Consider the following 4,459-nt stretch of genomic DNA (forward strand, 5'->3'; position numbering starts at 1 on the left):
CTGCCGCGCCGGGCACGTCGAACCGCTCCTCGGCGGGCGGGCGGGGCGTCGGGGTGGCCCGGCGCGGCAGCGTGCCGGTGGTGGGCTGCTCGACGAGCGTGCCCTCCAGCACGACGGGCCCACCCGGGCGCTGGTGCATCACGACGGGCTCGCGCTCCTCGGGCCGTCCGACGCGGTCCCCACCGAGCGGATCGCCCAGCGGATCCCCGACGGGGTCGCCCAGCGGGTCACCCACCGGGGCCCGGTAGTCGTCGCGGAAGTCGTCGCGGTAGTCGTCGTCCGGCGCCCGGTCCGCCCACGGCGGGGCCTCCTGCTGGATCAGCACGTCGTCCAGCGGCTCGGCGCCCGCGTACTCGGGCGGCAGGTCGGCCGCGACGGCCGCGGCGGTCTCCGCGTGGGTGGGCACGTCGTCCCAGAGCACGCGGACGTGCCGCTGGTCGTCCAGGGCCACCCGGATCGGCAGCGTCTGGCCCAGCGACGGCCACTTCGCCACCGGCACCCGCGGCTCGATGATCTTCTTGGACCGGGGCGGCAGCCCCGGGGCGTCGATCACCAGCTGGAGTTCGCAGCGGCCGAAGGCGTACTGGGTGGGCGGCTCGGAGGCGCTGTGCACGTGCCCTTCGCCGACCACCCAGGTGCGACCGCCCCCGCGCACCGTGGCCAGCGCGATGGCCAGCACCAGCAGGGCGACCCCGAGCGCCACGATCGCCCAGCTGGTCATGCCCAGGCCGAAGAGGACGACGAAGGTGGCCACGGTGCCCAGCACCGCGGCGATCAGCTTGCGTACCGGCGCGATGGGTCGGTTCCCGCCATTCGCCACTGTGGACCTCCCGAGGGTCAAGGGCCAGGCTAGGCCGGATCGGCCGCCGGAGGAAGGACCGGCCGCCGCGCCGGCGCCGGGACCGGGTCGCTAGGCTGACCGTACCCAGCCCGACCGCCTTCCGCGCACAGGAGGAACCCAGCGTGTCCAGCAGCAGCCCCGATGAGCGCACCCTCGTACTGGTCAAGCCCGACGCGGTCCGCCGCGGGCTGGTCGGCGAGGTGATCTCCCGCTTCGAGCGCAAGGGGCTGCGGATCGACGCGATGGTGGTCCGGACGATGGACGCCGCGCTGGCCGACGAGCACTACGCCGAGCACGTCGACAAGCCGTTCTACCCCCCGCTGAAGGACTTCATGACCGGCGGCCCGCTGGTGGCGCTGGTGCTCTCCGGCGACCAGGTCATCGACGTGGTGCGCGGGCTCGTCGGGGCGACCGACGGGCGCCGGGCGGCGGCCGGCACGATCCGCGGCGACCTCTCCCTGTCCAACCGGGAGAACCTGGTGCACGCCTCCGACTCGCCGGAGAGCGCGAAGCGCGAGATCGCGCTCTGGTTCCCCGAGCTGGGCTGACCGACCCACCGTCGTCGCGGGCCGGTCCACGACCGGCCCGCTCAGTTCGCCCACCGCAGCTTGTCCGGGTTGCCGACCACGTGGAACGCGGTGATCCGGCCGCCGGCCGCGGCGAGCGTCAGCGCGTACCTGCCGGCGTCGGGGCGGACGATCAGCGCGCCCGGCTGGCCGTTGAGTTCCACCCGCCGCACGGTGAGGCGTCGGCCCGGCCCGTAGATGCCGGCGAAGAAGCGGGCCACCCGGTCGGCGCCGGTGACCGGGTTGCGTGCCGCCTTCACCCGGCCGCCGCCGTCGGTCCAGGCGGTGGCGTCCGTCGCGACCAGGCCGGTCAGCGCGGCCAGGTCGCCGTCGCGGGCGGCGGCGAGGAACGCCTCCAGCAGCCGTTCCTGCTCGGCCCGGCCGGCGGTGAAGCGTCGCCGGTCCTGGCCGATCCGGGTCGCCGCCCGGTGGTGCAGCTGCCGGCAGTCCGCCGCCGACCGGCCAGGATCCCCGCGATCTCGGCGTACGGCAGCTCGAAGGCGGTGTGCAGCACGTAGACCGCCCGCTCGGGCGGGGAGAGCCGCTCCAGCAGGTGCAGCAGGGCGGTGGAGAGCGAGTCGCGCAGCTCGACGGCGTCCAGCGGCCCGAACGGTGACGGCACGGTCCGCACCGGCTCGGGCAGCCAGGGCCCGACGTACGTCTCCCGGGCGGCCCGCCGGGCGCGCAGCCGGTCCAGCGCCAACCGGGTGACCACCCGGGACAGGTAGCGCCGCGGCTCCGCGACCGACCCCCGGTCGACCCCCAACCAGCGCACGTACGCCTCCTGGAGCACGTCCTCGGCGTCGTGCCGGCTGCCGAGCAGGCGGTACGCCAGCCCGAGCAGCATCGGCCGGTGCGCGTCGAGCGCACCGGCCGCCCGCGTCGCGTCGGGAAGCGTCACACGTCCGCGGGGAGGTCGTTGCGGCACGTCACGGCGATGCGGTTCCACACGTTGATGGTGGCGACCGCCATCAACAGGTCGGCGAGTTCCTTCTCGGACCACACCTTCGCCGCCGCGTCCCAGACGTCGTCGGGCACGCCGTGCTCGCCGAGCCGGGTCACCGCGTCGGTGAGCGCCAGCGCGGTCCGCTCCCGCTCGTCGAAGAAGGGCGCCTCCCGCCAGGTCGCGACGGCGAAGAGCCGCCGGTCCGACTCGCCCGCCGCGAGCGCGTCGCGGCTGTGCATGTCGACGCAGAACGCGCACCCGTTCAGCATCGACGCCCGCAGCTTCACCAGCGCCAGCACGGTGTGCCCGACGTTCGCCCGGACGTACTTCTCCAGCCCCAGCACGGCCTGGTACGCCTGCGGTGCCACCTCGGCCACGTTCATCCGTTGCATGACGGCCTCCTCGATCGGTCGTTGTCGACACCCACACGACGTGCGGAGGGGACGCGGCGTGACACCGGAGGACGTGAGCCCGGTCACGCCGCCGGAAGTTGCCGGCCGCCCCGTCGACTCCGCCGACGGGGCGGCGCCGCACCGGAGAGGCCGGCGGGGGCGAGCGGTTGACGGTGGCTGTCCGCAGGGTATGAGTCAGTGGGTGGGGACGGCCCGACGGCGCGTCGCCGGGCCGTCCCCACCGGCCCCGACACGCCCGCTCACCAGGCGGTCGACCCGCCACCCCGACGACGCCCCGTGGACCCGTCGGTTACCGTGACAGCGCCTGTTCGCACACACTCCGCCGGAGGACCAGTGCCCCTGCTCTACACCATCGGCAAGCTCACCGTGGCGCCCGCGCTCCGGCTGGCCTTCCGTCCGACCGTGGAGGGGCTGGAGCACATTCCGGACACAGGAGGTGCGATCTTCGCGGGCAACCACCTCTCGGTCGCCGACGAGTTGTTCCTCGGCACGGTGGTTCCCCGGCACCTGGCGTTCTGGGCCAAGTCGGAGTACTTCAAGGGCACCGGCCCGAAGGGCGCCCTGTCGAAGCACGTGCTCACCGGCCTGGGCGCCATCCCGGTCGAGCGGGCCGGCGGCCGCGCGGCGCTGTCCGCGTTCGACGCCGCCATCCCGGTACTGAAGGCCGGCGATCTGGTCGCGGTCTATCCAGAGGGGACCCGGTCGCCGGACGGCCGGCTCTACCGGGGGCGCACCGGCGCGGCCCGGCTGGCGGTGGCGGCCGGCGTGCCGATCATCCCGGTCGGCATGACCGGCACCGACAAGGCCCAGCCCATCGGGACCCGGGTGCCCCGCCCCGGCCGCGCCAAGATCATGATCCGGTTCGGCAAGCCGCTCGACTTCACCGGCCGGCCGGACGACCGCACGTCGCTGCGCGAGATGACCGACGAGATCATGGCCGAGATCCAGAAGCTGACCGGCCAGGAGTACGTGCCCCGCTACGCCCCGCCGCGCGCGCACTCGGCCACCCCGGGCGACGCCCCGGCCTGAGCCCGGTTCCGGGCAGGCCGACTCCGCGCCGCCTTTCGTCCACGTCGGGAGTCGGCCGAGCCGTCGGGCCCTACTTCTGGTCGGTCGTGACCAGCTGCTCCCGCAGGGTGCCGAGCAGGGTGGCGCTGTCGTCGAGGGAGAGCCGGGTGAAGACCGCGGTGGCGATGCTGCCGTGGTCGACCGAGGTGCACACCACCACGTCCTGGCCGTCGGCGCGGCCCACCGCGCAGCGCTGGTGCCGGCCGCGTACGCCGGTGTCGACCACCTGGGCCTCGCCGAGGGAGTACTGCCCGGTGAGCCGGGTGATCTCGTCCTCCGCGTCCGACTCCGGGGTGAACCGGAAACCGGTGCCGCCGAAGACCGTCACCCGCTTGCCGGCGGGCGTGCTGTAGACGCCGGCGAAGGTGTCATCGGCGAGCAGGTGCGCCTTGCGCACCTCCGCCTCCAACTTTTTGGCGGTCGCCTTGCTGACGTCGTCGTCGCGCAGCCGCAGGTCGGCCACCTCGGCCGGCAGGCTGGCGTTCGCCGGGTACTGCGACGCCATCGGCACCCCGTAGTAGGCCGGGCAGCCGCAGCAGCAGGCCAGCATGAGCAGCATGATCCACGGCCAGCGGCGACGCTTGCGGGCGGGCGGCGGGGCGTACCCCTGGGGGGCCTGGGGCCC

At 74.5% G+C, this 4,459-nt stretch carries 5 protein-coding genes and 2 pseudogenes; 2 read left to right on the top strand and 5 right to left on the bottom strand.

Going from position 1 to position 4,459, the window contains the following annotated elements; genetic code table 11:
• Positions 1–820, bottom strand: a pseudogene (locus ACSNN9_RS27825) (glyoxalase/bleomycin resistance/dioxygenase family protein); the annotation flags it as partial.
• 143 nt (positions 821–963) lie between these two features.
• Here ACSNN9_RS27825 and ndk point away from each other — a divergent pair.
• A complete protein-coding gene (gene ndk / locus ACSNN9_RS27830; RefSeq protein WP_358092574.1) occupies positions 964–1,389 on the top strand; it encodes a nucleoside-diphosphate kinase in 426 nt (141 codons plus the stop codon).
• 41 nt (positions 1,390–1,430) lie between these two features.
• On the opposite strand, the gene ACSNN9_RS27835 is transcribed toward ndk, so the two are convergent.
• The 3 genes from ACSNN9_RS27835 to ACSNN9_RS27845 are packed head-to-tail and all read right to left on the bottom strand — an operon-like array spanning position 1,431 to position 2,745.
• Positions 1,431–1,667: a hypothetical protein gene (locus ACSNN9_RS27835; protein ID WP_436676270.1), complete on the bottom strand. Its 237-nt coding sequence runs from the start codon at positions 1,665–1,667 to the stop codon at positions 1,431–1,433.
• 50 nt (positions 1,668–1,717) lie between these two features.
• The gene (locus ACSNN9_RS27840) at positions 1,718–2,308 is read right to left on the bottom strand and encodes a sigma-70 family RNA polymerase sigma factor (protein WP_436676271.1); all 591 of its coding nucleotides are present in this window, start codon (positions 2,306–2,308) and stop codon (positions 1,718–1,720) included.
• A complete protein-coding gene (locus ACSNN9_RS27845) occupies positions 2,305–2,745 on the bottom strand; it encodes a carboxymuconolactone decarboxylase family protein (RefSeq protein WP_358092568.1) in 441 nt (146 codons plus the stop codon). Before ACSNN9_RS27845 ends, ACSNN9_RS27840 begins: the two co-directional genes overlap by 4 nt.
• A gap of 354 nt (positions 2,746–3,099) precedes the next feature.
• Here ACSNN9_RS27845 and ACSNN9_RS27850 point away from each other — a divergent pair, with 354 nt between their 5' ends.
• The gene (locus ACSNN9_RS27850) at positions 3,100–3,795 is read left to right on the top strand and encodes a lysophospholipid acyltransferase family protein (RefSeq protein ID WP_436676272.1); all 696 of its coding nucleotides are present in this window, start codon (positions 3,100–3,102) and stop codon (positions 3,793–3,795) included.
• Between the two features lie 70 nt (positions 3,796–3,865).
• Here ACSNN9_RS27850 and ACSNN9_RS27855 read toward each other — a convergent pair.
• Positions 3,866–4,459: pseudogene (locus ACSNN9_RS27855) on the bottom strand (hypothetical protein); the annotation flags it as partial.

Source organism: Micromonospora sp. URMC 107, from assembly GCF_051386315.1.
GTDB lineage: Bacteria > Actinomycetota > Actinomycetes > Mycobacteriales > Micromonosporaceae > Micromonospora.